This window comes from Chelatococcus composti (assembly GCF_014201415.1).
GTDB lineage: Bacteria > Pseudomonadota > Alphaproteobacteria > Rhizobiales > Beijerinckiaceae > Chelatococcus_A > Chelatococcus_A composti.
The window spans coordinates 471,532-489,060 of record NZ_JACHEH010000001.1 but is presented as its reverse complement, the minus strand read 5'-3'; the positions used below and the strand labels follow the sequence as shown (position 1 = coordinate 489,060).

Here is a 17,529-nt window from a genome sequence, read left to right as displayed (position 1 = left end):
GCCGCGACGGTTCGCGTGCTTGCATTCGCGTGGTCATTTCCAGCACCGCCCTTGACGAGGCGGGTGGAACGGCCAGCCTGTTCCGCGTAAGCAATCGATGGGCGGGTAGGCGGAGGCTTCGCCGCCTCGCTGGAGGCATAGCGAGCAGAATCGGACGAAAGGAAGGCGAGACGATGGTTCAGGAAGGCGACAAGGCACCCGATTTCTGCCTGCCCGCTGCGGGCGGCACCGAAGTGCGTCTCTCGGACATGACCGGCAAGAAGGTGGTGGTCTACTTCTACCCCAAGGACGACACGAGCGGATGCACGAAGGAAGCCATCGCCTTCAATGCCTTGCGCAACGAGTTCGAGGCCGCGGACACGCACGTGGTCGGCATCTCCGCCGACAGCGTCGCCCGCCACGACCGGTTCCGCGCCAAGCACGATCTCGCGATCACGCTCGCCTCGGACGAAGACCGAAAGGCCATCGAGGCCTATGGCGCCTGGGGCGAGAAGACCATGTACGGACGCAAGTTCATGGGCATCCTGCGCTCCACCTTCCTCATCGGGCGCGACGGGCGAATCGCCCGCATCTGGCGGAACGTGAAGGTCGACGGCCACGCGGATGAGGTTCTCGCCGCCGCCCGGGCGCTCTAGGAACCGTTTGCGAATGCTTAACCCTAACAACTCTTAATCTTCAGGGTGCTCGAAGCCCTGGAGACATTCGCTTGCTCGGCCCTTTCCCGCTTCCCCTGCGCCTGCGCCTTCCGGCGCGTTGTACCCGGATGCCGCGTGTCCACGTGCAGGTTGCGGCCATCATCGCCTTCATGGCAGTGCTGACCTGGGCCGGCGTGGCGACGTGGATGCTCCTCTTCCGCGATGACGTCGTCGCCTCTCTTATCGTGCGCCAGCAGCGACTGACCCTCGCCTACGAGGACCAGCTCGTCGCCCTGCGCCGGCAGCTCGATCTCGTCGCCAGTCGCCAGTATCTGGAGCAGGAGCGTGTCGAGGAGCGCCTCGCCCGGCAGCTGGAACGCCAGCGTGAACTGGAGCATCGGCAGGCACAGGTCGATGCGCTGCAGCAGCAGGCGAACGGCCTCGACCGCGCCCGAGACAACATGCCTTCTCCCGTCGCCGCGAGCGCCGGTGCGGGCCACCACATCCCGGCTGCCAAGGGAGCCCGGCACGGCGATGCCGAGAAAGCCCGGCTGGGAGCGGCCCGCTACGTGCCGGTTTCAGAGCGCCTCGCCCGTACGGATGCGCAGCTCGCCAGCCTCGCGCAGAAGCAGGCGGCGGCGCTGTCCGGCATACTGGCCTCCTCCCGGCAGCGCCTCGACCGCTATCTCGACGTCGTGCGCGCGGTGGGCCTGCCCACCGAGCCGCTTGAGCGCCTGCCGGACGGCCTGGCCGGGGAAGGCATCGGCGGCCCCTACGTGCCGGTGCAGGCCGGCGCCTCGATGCAGTTCGACAGCCTGGCGGAAAGCCTCAGGCACACCTTGACGCTCGCCGAGCGGGCCGCGGACGTTGTTAACCGGTTGCCTCTCGGCCGCCCTGCTGAGACGGGCGACACGACGAGCCCCTTCGGTGTCCGGCTCGACCCCTTCCTGCGCTCGCCAGCACTCCACACGGGCATCGACTTTCGCGCCCCCTACGGCGCCCCGGTGCGCGCCACCGGGCCCGGCAAGGTCGTCTTCGCCGGCCGTGGCGGCGGCTATGGCTACGTGGTGGAGATCGAGCACGTCAGCGGCGTCACGACGCGCTATGCGCATCTGTCCGCCATCACGGTCCGGGAGGGAGATGCGGTCGCGGCGGGCGACGTGGTCGGCAACGCCGGCAGCACGGGCCGTTCGACCGGCCCCCATATCCACTACGAAACGCGGATCGGCGGACAACCCGTCGATCCGCAGCGATTCATCGCAGCCGGCAGGCGCCTCGCCGAGATCCACTGAAAGCGGTTGCCTCGGCGCCCGCCGCGCAAGCTAGTCGATATCCTCGACCTCGACCTTGCCGCCATAGACACGCTGGGCCAACGAAGCCTCGATGAAGGGGTCGAGCTTGCCGTCGAGCACCTCCTGCGGGTTCGTGGACTGGACACCCGTGCGCAGGTCCTTCACCAGCTGGTAGGGTTGCAGCACGTAGGAGCGGATCTGGTGCCCCCAGCCGATGTCGGTCTTTGACGCAGCCTCGGCCTGGGCCTTCTCCTCGCGCTTCTGCAGCTCGAGTTCATAGAGGCGGGCGCGCAGCATCGCCCAGGCCGTCGCCCGGTTCTTGTGCTGGGACCGCTCCGCCTGGCAGGCCACGACGATGCCGGTCGGGATATGGGTGATGCGAACGGCCGAGTCCGTCGTGTTGACGTGCTGACCGCCGGCGCCAGAGGAGCGGAAGGTGTCGATCCGGCAGTCCGCCTCGTTGATGGCGATCTCGATGCGGTCGTCGACGACGGGATAGACCCACACGGAAGCGAAGCTCGTGTGCCGCCGCGCGTTCGAGTCGAACGGCGAGATGCGGACGAGCCGGTGTACGCCCGATTCCGTCTTTGCCCAGCCGTAAGCGTTGTGCCCCTTGACGAGAAGTGTGGCAGACTTGATGCCCGCCTCCTCGCCCTCGGTCACTTCCATGACCTCGACCTTGAAGCCGCGTCGCTCGGCCCAGCGGATGTACATCCGCATGAGCATCTGCGCCCAGTCCTGGCTCTCGGTGCCCCCGGCGCCGGAGTGGATCTCGATGTAGGTGTCGTTCTGGTCCGCCTCGCCGGACAGCAGCGCCTCGATCTGGCGCCGCGAAGCCTCCGCCTGCAGGGCGCGGATGCTCTCCTCGGCCTCCCTGACGACGGACTCGTCGCCTTCCGCCTCACCCAGCTCGATGAGCTCGATGGCGTCGGCGAGATCGCGCTCGATCTGCTCGACAGCCGTGATGCTCTCCTCGAGGGCATTGCGCTCGCGCATGATCTTCTGCGCGGCTTCCGCATCGTTCCACAGCGAGGGATCCTCGGCGAGGTTGTTGAGCTCGGCTAGACGCCGCTTCGCCTGATCCCAGTCAAAGATGCCTCCTCAGCAGTCCGACAGACTGCTTGACGGCATCAACCAACGTCTCGATTTCGGCGCGCATGCTCGCCTTCGTCCTGCAATCGATGGAAGATTCCGCCCGGCCATGCCGTTCTCGCCGGGCGTGTATGGCTCTTAGCCAGCCCCGCCCCGGATGTAAACCGGGGAGAGCCAGCTGGGCGGCCCGCTGTCAATAAAGGCCGCCGGAACCGCTGCCGACACCGGCCGATGGGGCATCGGTCTCAGCCGGGGCCCCGCTGTAGCCGACCACATAACCGTTCGGCGGCGCCGTGCCGGGCTTGAACGCCTCCAGAATGGTGCGCCCGCCCTGTCCCGTCGCACGCTGACCCGTGGCAGCGTCGACGCGGATCAGCTTGATGCCCGGCGGTACGCGGAAGGGCGTCGCAGGCTTGCCCTCGAGCGCCATCGCCATGAAGTCGCGGAAGATGGGCGCCGCATATTGGCCGGCGGTCGCAGAGTTGCCGAGCGAGCGCGGACGGTCGTAGCCGAGATAGATCCCCACGGCGAGATCCGGCGAGAAGCCGACGAACCACACGTCCTTGGCATCGTTCGTCGTACCGGTCTTGCCGGCGAGCGGCTTGCCGACGCTCTTCACGACCGTCGCGGTGCCCCGCTGCACGACGCCTTCGAGGATCGAGACCATCTGGTAGGCCGTCAGCGGATCGATGACCTGCTCGCGGTTGTCGATGAGCTGCGGCTCCGGCTGGTTGCGCCACTCGTCGGCGTCGCACCCTTGGCAGATGCGCTCGTCGTGCTTGTAGATGGTGCGGCCCCAACGGTCCTGGATACGGTCGATGAGCGTCGGCTTGATGCGCTTGCCACCGTTGACGAACATCGAATAGGCAGTGGTCATGCGCAGTACGGTCGTCTCGCCGGCACCGAGCGACATCGGCAGATAGGGCGCGAGATCGTCGTAGATGCCGAAGCGCTTCGCATATTCGCCGATCAGCGGCATGCCCACGTCGCGCGCCAGGCGCACCGTCATCAGGTTCTTCGAGCGCTCGATACCGTAGCGCAGCGTGTGCGGGCCGGTGAACTTGCCATCGTAGTTCTTGGGCCGCCACACCTCGTTGCCCGAGATAATCTCGATCGGCCCGTCGACGACGATCGATGACGGCGTGTAGCCGTTGTCGATGGCGGTGGCGTAGACGAAGGGCTTGAACGAGGAGCCCGGCTGGCGCAGCGCCTGCGTTGCGCGGTTGAACTCGCTCTGGTCGAACGAGAAGCCGCCGACCATGGCAAAGACGCGCCCGGTGTTCGGATCCATGACCACCATGGCGCCGGACACTTCCGGAATCTGGCGCAGACGATACTGCCCGCGCTTGTCGGCCATCGGCTCCACATAGATGACGTGGCCGGGCTTGAGCGCCTGGGTGAGACGGGCCTTGCGCGTCCACTTGATGCCTTCGGGCAGGATCTTGCCAGTCTCGCGCACGCTCGAGAGCTTGCCCGAGACCTCGCGCGCCGGCTGCAGGCCGATGGTGGCCTCGCGGTCGTTGACGTCGAGCACCACGGCAAGCCGCCAGGGGTGCACGTCACCGAGCGCCGGAATCTCGGCGAGCGCGGCGCCCCACTCGCCCTGCGACAGATCGATGGTGTCGACCGGATCGCGCAGCCCCCTGGCCTCGTCGTAGCGCACGAGGCCGTCCACGAGAGCCTTGCGCGCCATCGCCTGCAGCTTCGGATCAAAGGTCGAGCGCACGGACAGGCCACCGTCGTACAGGGCCTTCTCGCCATAGCGCTCGACGATCTCGCGCCGGATCTCCTCGGCAAAGTAGCCGGCGGAATAGGTGTTGGGCGACAGCGTGCGCGGGTTGACCTCGAGCGGCGTGCGCTTGGCGGCATCAGCCTCCTCACGCGTGATGTAGCCGTTCTCGCGCATACGATCGATGACCCAGTTCCGCCGCTCGATGGCCGCCTGGCGCTGGCGGAAGGGGTGATAGTTGTTCGGCGCCTTCGGCAGTGCTGCGAGATAGGCCACCTCCGGCAGCGTCAGCTCGTGCACCGACTTGCCGAAGTAGTTGAGAGCAGCCGCCGCGATGCCGTAGTTGCCGAGGCCGAGATAGATCTCGTTAAGGTAGAGCTCGAGGATCTTGTCCTTCGAGTAGACGGATTCGATGCGCAGCGCGATCAGCGCTTCCTTGATCTTGCGCTCGTAGGTCTGCTCGTTGGTGAGCAGGAAGTTCTTGGCGACCTGCTGTGTGATGGTCGAGGCGCCCTGCTGGCGCCGGCCCGGAGCGCGCAGGTTGGTGATGACCGCGCGGGCGATGCCCTCGGGGTCGATACCGTTGTGCTTGTAGAAATTCTTGTCCTCGGCGGAGAGGAAAGCCTGGATGACGAGGTTGGGGACCGCCTGGATGGGCAGGAAGATGCGCTTCTCGCGCGAGTATTCGGCCACGAGGCTGCCGTCGCTCGCATGCACGCGCGTCATCACCGGCGGCTCGTAATTGGCGAGCTGCTTGTGATCCGGCAGGTCCTGGGAATACTTCCAGACGAAGAACCCGACGACGGCCGCGCCGATGGCAAAGACGATCGCCCCGGTCGCGAACAGAAATCCAAGAAAGCGAACTATCAAACGCATCCGTCGAAGGCCCGTCGCCCGTTGCTTGTCCTCGCCGCCGCAGCGAGGTCGATGGTCATCCACCGATGCGCCGGCTTCCCCTCCCTAACACGAGCCCGCCCGGTGTGACCAGAAACCGAAGACGGGAACGACGCGGAAAAAGCCGGGCGAGTCGGACTTATCCTGCGCATCTATGGAGAAACTGCGGCGCCGGGCTGGGCCGCGAGGCGCGTTGCGAAGAAGCTGTCCACCGCCTTCACGAGCGCGGCGCTCGACTTGTCGCGCCAGGCGTCAGACGTCATCAGGTCCACGTCCTTGGCGCTCGACAGATAGCCAAGCTCGATGAGCACGGAGGGGATGTCGGGCGCCTTGAGGACGATGAACCCGGCCGAGCGCAGTGGATTCTTGTTGAGCGTGACGACGTCGCGCAGGCTGTCCACCACCTTCTGGGCAAAGTCGAGCGAGAACACCCGCGTCTCGCGCTTAGTCAGGTCGGCCAGGATGCCGGCGATCTCGTTCGGATCCTCCACCACGTCGAGGCCGGCGATCTGGTCGGCCAGGTTCTCTTTGGCGGCGAGTCGCTCGGACTCGGCGTCGCTGGCGAAGCCCGAGCCGGTGTAGACGGTTGCTCCGCGCACGCGGCTGCCATCGGACAGGGTGTCGGCATGGATGGAGATGAACAGCGAGGCGCCCGCCTTCTGGGCCATGCGCCAGCGCCCGGCAAGCGAAACGAAGGTGTCGCTGGTGCGGGTCAACATCACGCGGTAGCGCCCCGTCTCCTCGAGACGCTGCCTCAGGCGCTCGGCAAACGCGAAGACGACATCCTTCTCGGCGACGCCGTTGACGCCGATGGCCCCGGGATCGACGCCGCCGTGGCCTGGATCGATGACCACGAGCGGCTTGTCGTCGGTCGTCCCGGCCGGTTGCGACATGGCGGCGGCCGGCAACGGCTCCGGCTCCACCATCGGCTTCAAGGCCATCCTGTGATAGGTAGCCCGGTCGGTACGCGAGAGTTCGATGACGAGCAGCGTCGCCTCCCCGAGCGCCCGGTTCTCGATGCTCTCGACGAGCGCCGGCTGCGCGAGGTCGATGACGATGCGCGAGCGGCCGGGGGCGAAGAGACCGAAGCGATAGGACGCGACGAGCCCTGCCCCCTTGCGCCCGGCATTGGCTGGCAGCTGGAAGTTCACCTCCGGCAGGTCGATGATGACACGGTCGGGCCGCTCCAGCAGGAAAGCCCTGGCCTCAACGGGGCGCGAAATGGTCAGGCTGAGGCGGGTGGTTGCGCCGTCCGGCTTGACCTCGGCCGCCACAGCCACGGCCGCCCCCGCGGGCGCCGGCGCCGGATCCTGGGCTTTGACCGGTTCCGCGAGGACAAGGCAGAGCGCGCCGAGGCAGAGCGCGAGCAGCCTCGCGGCCCGGCGGCGCACCACCGCCTCGCCCGTGCCGCCTGCGTCGATGCCGATGCGTTTCATCCGGCCCCTGTCCCGCCGCCGTCTCTGTGAGAAACCATCCATTAAGAGATAGGGAGCAGCTGGTTAACACTTCTTCACCAATGCGGCGGGCCTCGCATTCCCTCCGTGGCCTTCCTGCAACAATCACGTATGACTCTTGCCAAACCGCCGCACCCGTCTGTAATGAAAAGGCGACTCTGTTTTCGGCGTCGCCGTTGGTCGCCTCCTCGAATCGGGCGGCTGTGCCGCGGCAATTCCCCCTCCCCATGGGCAGGCGGGCGCGGCCTTGAAGCGGCGCGCCGGAGCGGCGGTTGTCATTTTCGTTGCGGGATCGTCCGCAGCGTTTTCACGTCGACCCCGGTCCTTGCCGCGGCGCCGGCGTTTTGAGGCTAAGGATCGGAGGATTATGGGCAGCCTGACAGCGATCGCCCGGCATACTCCATCGCAGACCGCAGGACGCGGCGCGATGGACAGGGGATATTCGCACGGCTCGCCTCTCGTCCTCCACAACACCGCATTCCCATCACCCCACGCGCCCGTGTCCAGCGGAGCGCCAGCGACCTATCGTCGAACGCCGCCTGCCGCCTTCCTGTTGGCGGAGCAGACGTTGTTTCGCACGGATTGCCCAGCGGCACGCCGGAGGTCGCCCGTATGAGAGTTCAACATGGCAAACAAGATGCTCATCGACGCCTCCCACCCGGAAGAAACCCGGGTGGTGGTCGTCCGCGGTAACCGCGTCGAAGAGTTCGACTTCGAATCCGCCAATCGCAAGCAGCTTCGCGGAAATATCTATCTCGCCAAGGTTACGCGGGTCGAACCGTCCCTGCAGGCCGCCTTTGTCGAATACGGCGGCAACCGTCATGGATTCCTCGCCTTCAGCGAGATCCATCCCGACTACTACCAGATCCCCGTCGCCGACCGTCAGGCGCTGCTGGCCGAAGAGGCCCAGGCCGAGCGCGAGGCCGAGAAGGACGAGGAACGCGCCGCCCGTCGCAAGCAGGCCAAGCGCTCGCGCAAGGGCGACGATTCCGTCAGCGAAGCCGCAGAGACCGAGGATGCGGCCGCTGCCGACGCCGATTCGGCCGAGGCCAACGGCGAGGATGAGGTCATCGAGCAGCTCGGCGGCGCCGACGTGGGCGAGGAGGTGCCGGACCGCCGCCAACGCCCGCTGCGCCGCCAGTACAAGATCCAGGAAGTGATCAAGCGCCGGCAGGTTCTGCTGGTGCAGGTGGTCAAGGAGGAGCGCGGCAACAAGGGCGCCGCCCTTACGACCTATCTCTCGCTCGCCGGCCGCTATTCGGTCCTGATGCCCAACACGGCGCGCGGTGGCGGCATCTCGCGCAAGATCACCAACGTCACCGACCGCAAGCGGCTGAAGACCATCGCGCAGGAGCTCGACGTGCCGGAGGGCATGGGCGTCATCCTGCGCACGGCGGGCGCCACGCGCACCAAGGCGGAGATCAAGCGCGACTTCGAATATCTGCTGCGCATGTGGGAGAGCGTGCGCGAGCTGACGCTGAAGTCCACCGCCCCTGCGCTGGTCTATGAGGAAGGCTCGCTCATCAAGCGCGCCATCCGCGACCTGTATAACAAGGACATCGACGAGGTTCTGGTCGCGGGCGACGAAGGCTACCGCGAGGCTAAGGACTTCATGCGCATGCTCATGCCGAGCCATGCCAAGGTGGTGAAGCCCTACAAGGATCCGCAGCCGCTCTTCGCCCGCTACGGCGTCGAAGCCCAGCTCGACGCGATGTTCTCCAACCAGGTGACGCTGAAGTCCGGCGGCTACATCGTCATCAATCAGACGGAGGCGCTCGTCTCCATCGACGTGAACTCGGGTCGCTCCACGCGCGAGCACAACATCGAGGACACGGCGCTGAAGACGAACCTCGAGGCAGCCGAGGAAATCGCGCGCCAACTGCGCCTGCGCGACCTCGCCGGCCTCATCGTCATCGACTTCATCGACATGGAGGAGAAGCGCAACAACCGCGCCGTCGAGAAGAAGCTGAAGGAGTGCCTGAAGAACGACCGGGCCCGCATCCAGGTCGGCCGCATCTCGGCCTTCGGCCTGCTCGAGATGTCGCGTCAGCGCATCCGCACCGGCGTTCTGGAGAGTTCCACGGTGGTGTGCCACCATTGCGGCGGCTCCGGCTTCGTCCGCGCTACGGCGTCGGTCGCGCTCCACATCCTGCGCTCCATCGAGGAGGCGCTGCTCAAGAGCGCCCAGCACAACATCATCGTCAAGACGCGGACCGAGGTGGCGCTCTACATCCTCAACCAGAAGCGCGTGCACCTGCGCGAGCTCGAGACGCGCTTCGATGTGAGCATCTCGATCTTCGGCGACGACACGCTGTCCGGCACCACGAACTTCACCATCGAGCGCGGCGATGCCGTCGCCCGAACCGAGGCGCGCGCACCGGCTACGGGCATCCGCATCGAGAGCGCGCCGGCCGCCGAGGACGAGACCGGAGCCGCCGAGGAGCGGCAGGACGCGGCCGAGGAGGCTGCGCCCCAGGCTCGTGCGACGCAGGAAGGCGCCGCCGGCGAGGAAGGCAACGGCAAGCGTCGCCGGCGGCGTCGCCGCCGTCGCGGCGGGCGCGGTGGCGAAGGCCGCGAGGCGGCTGCCGCGGCCACTGCCGAGGGTGCGCCCACGTCCGACGCTTCCGGGCCTGACACCGAGGACCAGGCCGAACCCGCCGCCCCTGTCGCCGCAGCCGACGACGCAGCCGAGGCCGTGGCCGAGGTCGCGGCCGAGACACGGGCCGAGCCGGAGCTGGGTGCCGAACAGCCGGCCGAGGAAGCCGCAGCAACGCCGGCAAGGCGGCGGCGCTCGCGCCGTTCCTCCGGCAAGCGTGCGCCCGACGAGAGCGTCTCCGCCCCCGCCGCGCAGGAGGATGCTCCTCCGGCCGCTGCCACAGGGGCTGATGCCGGGGCTGTTGCCGAAGTGACCGCTTCGCCGGCCGCTGCTGAGGAGAATGACGCTGCCGCGCAGCCGGAGCCGCCTGCCGCCCCCGCCGAGGCGCCCGCGCCCGAGCCGCAACAGCCTGCCGCGCCCAAGCCCGTGGCGGAGGAAACCAACCGGCCGAAGCGGACGGGCTGGTGGGCTCGCGCCAAGGCGAGCCTCACCGGCGGCTGAGCCGTCGCAGGCGTCCATTCGTCGGAAACGGCGGGCCCTCGGCCCGCCGTTTTTCGTTCTGCTAGGGCTTCGCCGTCGCCCGGCAGCGGTTGATGACGGCCGTGATACGTGCCCTCTCCTCGTCCGACGGGTCGGCAAGGTCGATGCCTTCCTCGCGGATCGCTCCGTCGGCGCAGGTGCAATAGCGCGTGCACGAGGCAGCCGAGACGCCGGTGGCCTCACAGCTCGCGCGGCATTGCGCAAAAACCCCCGTCGCCGCTGCCGGCTGACTGGTGACGCCGAGTGCTTGGGCGGCGAGGAACATGAGGCCGAACAGCACGGGCTGGTGAACCAGATAGAAGGCGAGGCTGTGCCGGCCCATCCAGGCGATGAGGCGCACGCCCCTGCCCGGCTCCCGGCGCGCCCGCAGCCAACCGGTCAGATGCCTGTCGACCGCGAGCCGCCCCGCCGCGACACCGAGCAGCTCCGGCCCGAACCAGGGAAAGAGCGGCACGTAATCATTCGACACCGGCGTCTCCGTGCCCAAGCCCACGAAGGCAAGGACGGGCAGATCGAAGAGGGGCGCCGAAACCATGGAGGGTGCGGCTACAACCGCAATGCCGACAACTGCGGTGAGCACCGGCGGCAGACGCAGGAACGGCAGGGCGAGCAGGCTCGACAGGGCGATGCAGTGCAGGATGCCAAAGAAGATGTAGCTGCGCGGAAAGACGATGAACGTCGCGACGGTGATCGCCGCGGCCGCCACGGCAACCGACGCGAGCCGCCGCAGGAAGGGGCGCCAGCGGATGCCCTGGCCGTGGGCGAGAACAAGGCTGAAACCGACGAGCAGGAGAAATGAGGTGGCGATGGCACGGGCGAAGAACCGCCAGCCGGGCTCATGGACGATGTCGACGCCCGTGAGCCCGAGGTGGCTCGCATCCCACGCGCCGTGATAGACCGCCATGGCCAGGAGCGCGACACCTCGCATCACGTCGATGCCGAGAAGCCGGCCTCGGCCGGCCTCGGCCGGCGGGCGGGAAGCCACGTCGGCGACAGTCGCGGACAGGGTCGGCCCGTGCCTGGCGGACGTCATGCATTCTCCCTCCGACTCCACCCGTCTCCTGCGCGGGCCTTTCGCTCATAGACGCTTTTTGCCCGCGCGAGAAACGAAGACCAGACGAAGGCCAAGGAGCCACCGGCAGCTAAATCGTTTGAATTTGGCTTGCGGGCGCCTTCGCTTCGCGTCAAAAGCAAGGGGACCGGACAACCGAGGGAGCCAGAGATGAGCGACATCCATATCGAGCGAATGAAGGCCTGCGGTGTCATCCCGGTCGTTTCGGTGCCCGACGCAGCGGCGGCCGTGTCGCTGGCCAATGCCCTGCTGGAGGGCGGCATCGACGTCATCGAGCTTACACTGCGCACCGCGGCGGGTCTCGCCGCCATCGAGGCCGTTGCCCGCAGCTGTCCCGGGATGTTCGTCATTGCCGGCACGGTGGTGCAGCCCGCACAGTTTGCCCAGGTTCGCGACGCCGGCGCGAAGGCCGTGGTCAGCCCCGGCTTCAGCGAGACGCTGGACGACGCCGCCCGGGCGGCCGGCCTGCCCTGGCTGCCCGGCGTCGCCACGGCATCAGAGGTGATGCGGGCCGGCGAACGCGGGCGCACGGCCCTCAAGTTCTTCCCGGCCGAGCTGGCCGGCGGCATCGCCATGATCAAGGCGCTGGCCGGCCCCTTCCCCAACGTCGTTTTCTGCCCGACGGGCGGCGTCAACACCGACAATCTCGGAGACTATCTCGCCCTCAAGACGGTGATGTGTGTCGGCGGCACCTGGCTCACGCCCGCCGCATCGGTCGCCGCCGGAGACTGGGGCGCGATCCGCGACGAGGCCGCCAGGGCCCGCAGGAAGGTAGACGAAATACGAGCGGCCTGACCAGTTGCGGCGCGCCTTTCCGGCTGCTTCAATGGGCGCCCGTATAAATGGCCCTGGCCGATGACTCCATACGACCCCGCCGCACTCGAGGAGGATATCGAGGTGTTGGCCGACTGGCTGGCGCGCGCCGAGGTCGTTGCCCCCTTCACCGGGGCAGGCATCTCGACGGAGAGCGGCGTGCCCGATTTCCGCTCGCCGGGCAGCCCTTGGCTCGCGAACCAGCCCATCCCCTTCGACGTCTTCGTCGCTAGCCCACAGGCGCGGCGCGAGGCGTGGCGGCGCAAGTTCGTCATGGACGATCTCTACGCCGGCGCAAAACCGGGGCGTGGGCATCATTTCCTTGCCGAGCTCGTCGCTTCGGGCAAGGCACCGGCCATCATCACCCAGAACATCGACGGCCTGCAGCAGGCCGCCGGCGTGCCGGCGGACCAGGTGATCGAGCTGCACGGCAACGGCACCTATGCCACCTGCCTCGACTGCGGCGAGCGACATGAGCTGGCAGAGATCCGCCCGGCCTTCGAAGCCACCGGCGAGCCGCCCGCCTGCAAGCGTTGCGGCGGCATCGTGAAGGCCGCCACCATCTCCTTCGGGCAAGCCATGCCGCAGCAGGCCCTGCAGCGGGCCCAGGCGCTGGCGGAGGAGAGCGACCTCTTCATTGCCATCGGTTCGTCGCTGCTGGTCCACCCTGCGGCAGGGCTGCCGGTCACAGCGAAGCGGCACGGAGCGCGGCTCGTCATCGTCAACCGCGAACCGACACCGCTCGACGGCATCGCCGACCTTGTCCTGAACGGTGAGATCGGCACAATCTGCATGCAACTTGCCCAACTGTCCGGTGACGAAGGGAGAGGTATTGATTAATTCATGAATTCTGACTTTGCGCCCTGTCTGTGAGTGTTATCCTTGTATGGGGAATCGTTCTCTACGATTCGGCTGGTGGTTTTCATGTCTGACGAATTTTCTTCTAAAGGTTTCATGCCCAAGGTAGCCCCGTCGGACGACGCGCGCCTTTCGGGCGAAGGACTCGAATCGGTCACCGAGCCGATCGTCGAGCTTGCCGGCCACATCAAGTGGTTCGATGTTGCAAAGGGCTTCGGATTCATCGTGCCCGACAATGGGCTGCCGGACGTGCTGGTGCATGTCACCTGTCTGAAGCGTGACGGTTACGAGACGGCCAATGAAGGGGCACGCGTGGTCTGCGAGGTGGTGCGCCGCCCGCGCGGCCTGCAGGCGGTGCGCATCATTTCCATGGATCAGTCGACCGCCGTCCACCCGAGCGAACTGCCCCCGCCGCGCACGCACGTCACCGTCGTGCCGACGAGCGCGCTCGAGATGGTCACTGTAAAGTGGTTCAACCGCCTTCGCGGCTTCGGCTTCGTCACGCGCGGGGAAGGCACGCCCGACATTTTCGTGCACATGGAGACCCTGCGGCGCTACGGCATTACCGATGTGAAGCCGGGCCAGCAGCTTCTCGTGCGCTTCGGCCAGGGGCCGAAAGGCCTCATGGCGGCAGAGGTGCGGCCGGCGGACGGGGGCCATGCGCCCGCGACCCACTGAGGCCGGTGTCACTGTGAGCCGCTGGCTGCGCTCGCGCCTTGGCCTTGCGGCTGTTCTTGCCTTGTCCTGGGCCGCGACCGCCGCTGCACAGTCTCTCGAAACCCTGACGATCCACACGGCAAGCGGGGCCCACTCCTTCGCTGTCGAAGTCGCGCGCACGCCGGAGGAGCGCGCCACCGGCCTGATGCATCGCCGGTTCCTGCCGGCCGACAGGGGCATGCTCTTCGATTTCGGCGAGACGGCACCAGTCGCGATGTGGATGAAGAATACCTACATCTCGCTCGACATGCTGTTCATCCGGGCTGACGGCACCATCGCGCGCATCGCGCAGCGCACAGAGCCGCTGTCGACCCGCATCGTGCCCTCTGGCGAGCCCGTCCTCTCGGTGCTGGAGCTGAATGCGGGCACGGCCGCCCGCATCGGTGCGAAGCCGGGCGACAAGGTGGAGCATCCGCTGTTCTCCGGCCGGTAGGCGCTGCAGCGACCAGGGCGGGCGCTTCCGCGCCCGGTGAGCGCATGTATCTCGGCATCGACATCGGCACGTCGGCAGTGAAAGCCGTCCTCGTCGGTGAGGACGAGCAGCTTTTTGCCGAGGCGGAGGTGCCGCTCACCGTTTCCCGCCCTCACCCGCTCTGGGCCGAGCAGAACCCGCAGGACTGGTGGCGGGCTGTGGAGACGGCCCTCGGCGGGCTGCGCCTCGCGGCACCCGGAGCCTTCGCGGCCGTGCGCAGCCTCGGCCTTTCCGGCCAGATGCACGGCGCGGTGCTGCTCGATGCGGCCGGCGAGCTCCTGCGCCCGGCCATTCTCTGGAACGACGGCCGCGCCCATGCCGAATGCGCCGAGCTCGCCCGCCGCCTGCCGGGGCTCGGCCAGGTCGCCGGCGTGCCCGCCATGCCCGGCTTCACGGCGCCGAAGCTCCTGTGGCTCGCCGAAAATGAACCGGAGACCTTCCGCAAAGTGGCCATGGTGCTCCTGCCGAAGGACTACGTTCGCTTTCGGCTCACGGGAGAAGCGGTCACGGACATGTCCGACGCGGCAGGCACACTCTGGCTCGACGAGGCGCACCGCGACTGGTCGGACGAGATCCTTGCCGCCACGGGGCTTACGCGTGCGCAGGTGCCGCGCCTCGTCGAGGGCACGGCCGTGTCCGGAGCCCTGCGGGCCGAGGCCGCCGAGGCGCTCGGCCTGCCGCCGGGGCTGCCGGTCGCCGGCGGTGCAGGCGACGCTGCGGCCGGCGGGATCGGCATCGGGGCCGTGGAGGACGGCGATGCATTCCTCTCCCTCGGCACCTCCGGGCAGTATTTCGTCACCACCGACAGTTTTCGCCCCTTCCCGGACGCCTATGTCCACGCCTTCAGCCACGCCCTGCCCGGCCGCTGGTTCCAGATGGCGGCGCTGCTCAACGGGGCGAGCGCGCTCGCCTGGACGGCCCGGATTCTCGGCGCCGACGACATCGCAGCCCTGCTCGCGCGCACCGAGGCCGCCTTCTCGGGCCGCCCCGCCCGGCCCCTCTTCCTGCCCTATCTCACGGGCGAGCGGACGCCCCACAACGATCCGCACGCTCGCGGCGTCTTCTTCGGCCTCTCGCCGGACGTGACGCAGGAGGAAATGGTCCAGGCGGTGCTCGAGGGGGTTGCCTTCTCCTTCGCCGAGGCGCAGGAATGTCTCGCCCGGGCAGGAACCCACGCCGCCTCGGTTGCGGCCATCGGCGGCGGCTCGCGCAGTCACTTCTGGATGCGCCTGATGGCGAGCGCCCTGGAGCGTCCCGTCGTGCTCTACAGCGGCGGCGCGAAGGGGCCGGCCTTCGGCGCCGCCCGCCTCGCCCGCATTGCGACGACCGGCGAAGGGCCGGCGGCAGTATGCCGGACGCCGCCCGTTGCGGATATCATCGAACCGGACAGGAACCTCGCCGAGGCCTATCGGCCGACCTTCGCCCGCTTCAAGCGCCTCTACCGCGCGTTGAGGGGTGTGTTTCAGGCCGATTAGGCAAATACCGTCAACACGATAATCGGATTTATTGACGATTGTCAGCTCGCATCCGCCTGCCGTGTCAGGCCGCGAAGATCGCCGCTCCCTTTTCCGCCGGGCCGACCAGATGGCGGAAGCCGGCGAAGAGCTCCCGCCCCACGCCGACATGCGAGGACGAGAGGTCCGCCTCAGCCGGCGCACGCGCCGCGAACTCCGCCGCGTCGACCAGCACGTCGAGCCGGCCGTTGAGGGCATCGACGCGAATGATGTCGCCATCGCGAATTTTCGCGATGGCTCCGCCGTCGGCTGCCTCCGGCGTGACATGGATTGCCGCCGGCACCTTGCCGGATGCGCCGGACATGCGCCCGTCCGTGACGAGAGCCACGCGCTGGCCGCGGTCCTGCAGCACGGCGAGCGGCGGCGTCAGCTTGTGCAGCTCCGGCATGCCGTTGGCCTTCGGCCCCTGAAAGCGCACCACCGCGACGAAGTCACCGGTGAGCGTGCCGGCCCTGAAGGCCGCCTGCAGCTCCTCCTGGCTGTGGAAGACGCGCGCCGGGGCCTCGATCACGTGGCGCTCGCGTGCCACGGCGGAGGTCTTGATCACCGCCCGGCCGAGCGGACCGTCCAGAACCTTCAGCCCGCCCGTCGGCTGGAAGGGCTCGGCGACGCCGCGCAGGATGTCGGTGTTGCCACTTTGCGCGGCCGCCTCGCGCCACACGATGCCACCGTTCTCGTCGAGTCCCGGCTCCACGAGGTAGCCTTCGAGCCCCGTGCCCCAGACGGTGGTCACGTCGCGGTGCAGCAGACCGGCGCCCAGAAGCTCGCGGATGAGGAACCCCATGCCGCCGGCGGCGTGGAAGTGGTTCACGTCCGCCTTGCCGTTGGGATAGACGCGGGCGAGCAGCGGCGTCACCTCGGCGAGATCGGCGAAGTCGTCCCAGGTCAGCGTGATGCCGGCAGCGGCCGCCATGGCAACGAGGTGCAGGGTGTGATTGGTCGAGCCGCCGGTGGCGTGCAGCCCGACCACGCCGTTGACCACGGCCTTCTCGTCGATGATGCGCCCGACGGGCGTGTATTCGTTGCCAAGGGCCGAGATGGCGATTGCACGCCTGGCCGCCACCCGCGTCAGCTCGTCGCGCAGCGGCGTGTTGGGGTTGACGAAGGACGCACCCGGCAGGTGCAGGCCCATGATCTCCATGAGCATCTGGTTGGAATTGGCCGTGCCGTAGAAGGTACAGGTGCCGGGCCCGTGATAGGACTTCATCTCGGATGCCAGCAGCGCCTCGCGCCCCACCTTGCCCTCGGCATAGAGCTGGCGGGTCCGGGCCTTCTCGTCGTTGGACAGGCCCGAGGTCATCGGCCCCGCAGGCACGAAGACGGCCGGCAGATGGCCGAAAGACAGGGCGCCGATGACGAGCCCCGGCACGATCTTGTCGCAGACGCCGAGGAAAACGGCGGCGTCGAACATCTGGTGCGACAAGGCAATCGCCGTCGACAGCGCGATGACGTCGCGCGAGAACAGCGACAGCTCCATGCCGGCCTCGCCCTGGGTGACCCCATCGCACATGGCCGGCACGCCGCCAGCGACCTGGGCGGTGGCGCCCACCTCGCGCACAGCGTCCCGGATGATCCCGGGGAAGCGCTCGAACGGCTGATGCGCCGAGAGCATATCGTTGTAGGCGGTGACGATGCCGAGGTTCGGCGCGTCCGAGCCGGCGAGCCGCTCCTTGTCCATCGCTCCGCAGGCGGCGACACCGTGCGCGAGATTGGCGCAGCCGAGATGGCCGCGCCGCGGCTTCGCCTCCGCCGCAGCGGCGATGCGCTCGAGATAGCGGGCGCGCGCGTCGCGGCTGCGCCTTGCGATGCGTTCGGTGACCTCGCCGATCCGCGCTTGAACGGTCATGGCAA

13 protein-coding genes are annotated in these 17,529 nt (G+C 68.0%); 8 read left to right on the top strand and 5 right to left on the bottom strand.

What is annotated here, in order from left to right:
- Nucleotides 1–173 precede the first annotated feature (173 nt).
- Nucleotides 174–635 carry a thioredoxin-dependent thiol peroxidase gene (bcp, locus tag HNQ73_RS02375; RefSeq protein WP_183331842.1) on the top strand — a complete coding sequence of 154 codons (462 nt, stop codon included), beginning with the start codon at nt 174–176 and terminating at the stop codon, nt 633–635.
- A gap of 128 nt (nt 636–763) precedes the next feature.
- Nucleotides 764–1,927, top strand: a complete 1,164-nt coding sequence (locus HNQ73_RS02370; RefSeq protein WP_183331840.1) for a M23 family metallopeptidase — start codon at nt 764–766, stop codon at nt 1,925–1,927.
- 30 nt (nt 1,928–1,957) lie between these two features.
- Here HNQ73_RS02370 and prfB read toward each other — a convergent pair.
- The 3 genes from prfB to HNQ73_RS02355 form a co-directional block, all read right to left on the bottom strand.
- Nucleotides 1,958–3,086 (bottom strand): peptide chain release factor 2 gene (prfB, locus tag HNQ73_RS02365; protein WP_183331838.1). Its coding sequence is split into 2 segments (ribosomal slippage): nt 1,958–3,016 and nt 3,018–3,086, totalling 1,128 coding nucleotides; the frame shifts between segments, so codons are not numbered across the junction.
- Nucleotides 3,087–3,212: 126 nt separating this feature from the next.
- Nucleotides 3,213–5,624, bottom strand: coding sequence for a penicillin-binding protein 1A (locus tag HNQ73_RS02360; protein ID WP_183331836.1), 2,412 nt, complete (start codon nt 5,622–5,624; stop codon nt 3,213–3,215).
- Nucleotides 5,625–5,794: 170 nt separating this feature from the next.
- Complete coding sequence (locus HNQ73_RS02355; protein WP_183331834.1) at nt 5,795–7,078, bottom strand: N-acetylmuramoyl-L-alanine amidase; 1,284 nt, start codon at nt 7,076–7,078, stop codon at nt 5,795–5,797.
- A 643-nt stretch (nt 7,079–7,721) separates the two neighbouring features.
- On the opposite strand from HNQ73_RS02355, the gene HNQ73_RS02350 reads away from it, so the two are divergent.
- Nucleotides 7,722–10,193: an Rne/Rng family ribonuclease gene (locus HNQ73_RS02350; protein WP_183331832.1), complete on the top strand. Its 2,472-nt coding sequence runs from the start codon at nt 7,722–7,724 to the stop codon at nt 10,191–10,193.
- Nucleotides 10,194–10,254: 61 nt separating this feature from the next.
- On the opposite strand, the gene HNQ73_RS02345 is transcribed toward HNQ73_RS02350, so the two are convergent.
- Nucleotides 10,255–11,265, bottom strand: coding sequence for a heparan-alpha-glucosaminide N-acetyltransferase (locus tag HNQ73_RS02345; RefSeq protein WP_183331830.1), 1,011 nt, complete (start codon nt 11,263–11,265; stop codon nt 10,255–10,257).
- Between the two features lie 189 nt (nt 11,266–11,454).
- Here HNQ73_RS02345 and eda point away from each other — a divergent pair, with 189 nt between their 5' ends.
- The 5 genes from eda (at nt 11,455) to xylB (ending at nt 15,639) form a co-directional block, all read left to right on the top strand.
- The gene (gene eda, locus HNQ73_RS02340) at nt 11,455–12,099 is read left to right on the top strand and encodes a bifunctional 4-hydroxy-2-oxoglutarate aldolase/2-dehydro-3-deoxy-phosphogluconate aldolase (RefSeq protein WP_183331828.1); all 645 of its coding nucleotides are present in this window, start codon (nt 11,455–11,457) and stop codon (nt 12,097–12,099) included.
- Between the two features lie 60 nt (nt 12,100–12,159).
- Nucleotides 12,160–12,957 carry an SIR2 family NAD-dependent protein deacylase gene (locus HNQ73_RS02335; RefSeq protein WP_183331826.1) on the top strand — a complete coding sequence of 266 codons (798 nt, stop codon included), beginning with the start codon at nt 12,160–12,162 and terminating at the stop codon, nt 12,955–12,957.
- A gap of 84 nt (nt 12,958–13,041) precedes the next feature.
- Nucleotides 13,042–13,653 (top strand): cold-shock protein, encoded by a 612-nt coding sequence (locus HNQ73_RS02330; RefSeq protein ID WP_183331824.1) that lies wholly within the window; start codon nt 13,042–13,044, stop codon nt 13,651–13,653.
- Nucleotides 13,634–14,125, top strand: coding sequence for a DUF192 domain-containing protein (locus tag HNQ73_RS02325; protein WP_183331822.1), 492 nt, complete (start codon nt 13,634–13,636; stop codon nt 14,123–14,125). The genes HNQ73_RS02330 and HNQ73_RS02325 overlap by 20 nt, the downstream gene beginning before the upstream one ends.
- Before the next feature lie 44 nt (nt 14,126–14,169).
- On the top strand, nt 14,170–15,639 hold the full coding sequence (xylB, locus tag HNQ73_RS02320) for a xylulokinase (RefSeq protein WP_183331821.1): 1,470 nt from the start codon (nt 14,170–14,172) through the stop codon (nt 15,637–15,639).
- Nucleotides 15,640–15,703: 64 nt separating this feature from the next.
- Here the strand turns inward: xylB and edd are convergent, their stop codons facing one another.
- Nucleotides 15,704–17,524, bottom strand: a complete 1,821-nt coding sequence (edd, locus tag HNQ73_RS02315) for a phosphogluconate dehydratase (protein WP_183331819.1) — start codon at nt 17,522–17,524, stop codon at nt 15,704–15,706.
- Nucleotides 17,525–17,529: the final 5 nt, after the last annotated feature.

Excerpts from the sequence above, each read along its gene's own strand:
- bcp (WP_183331842.1), top strand. The coding sequence starts at position 174 with ATGGTTCAGGAAGGCGACAAGGCACCCGATTTCTGCCTGCCCGCTGCG.
- HNQ73_RS02370 (WP_183331840.1), top strand. The coding sequence starts at position 764 with ATGCCGCGTGTCCACGTGCAGGTTGCGGCCATCATCGCCTTCATGGCA.
- HNQ73_RS02360 (WP_183331836.1), bottom strand. The coding sequence starts at position 5,624 with ATGCGTTTGATAGTTCGCTTTCTTGGATTTCTGTTCGCGACCGGGGCG.
- HNQ73_RS02355 (WP_183331834.1), bottom strand. The coding sequence starts at position 7,078 with ATGAAACGCATCGGCATCGACGCAGGCGGCACGGGCGAGGCGGTGGTG.
- HNQ73_RS02350 (WP_183331832.1), top strand. The coding sequence starts at position 7,722 with ATGGCAAACAAGATGCTCATCGACGCCTCCCACCCGGAAGAAACCCGG.
- HNQ73_RS02345 (WP_183331830.1), bottom strand. The coding sequence starts at position 11,265 with ATGACGTCCGCCAGGCACGGGCCGACCCTGTCCGCGACTGTCGCCGAC.
- eda (WP_183331828.1), top strand. The coding sequence starts at position 11,455 with ATGAGCGACATCCATATCGAGCGAATGAAGGCCTGCGGTGTCATCCCG.
- HNQ73_RS02335 (WP_183331826.1), top strand. The coding sequence starts at position 12,160 with ATGACTCCATACGACCCCGCCGCACTCGAGGAGGATATCGAGGTGTTG.
- HNQ73_RS02330 (WP_183331824.1), top strand. The coding sequence starts at position 13,042 with ATGTCTGACGAATTTTCTTCTAAAGGTTTCATGCCCAAGGTAGCCCCG.
- HNQ73_RS02325 (WP_183331822.1), top strand. The coding sequence starts at position 13,634 with ATGCGCCCGCGACCCACTGAGGCCGGTGTCACTGTGAGCCGCTGGCTG.
- xylB (WP_183331821.1), top strand. The coding sequence starts at position 14,170 with ATGTATCTCGGCATCGACATCGGCACGTCGGCAGTGAAAGCCGTCCTC.
- edd (WP_183331819.1), bottom strand. The coding sequence starts at position 17,524 with ATGACCGTTCAAGCGCGGATCGGCGAGGTCACCGAACGCATCGCAAGG.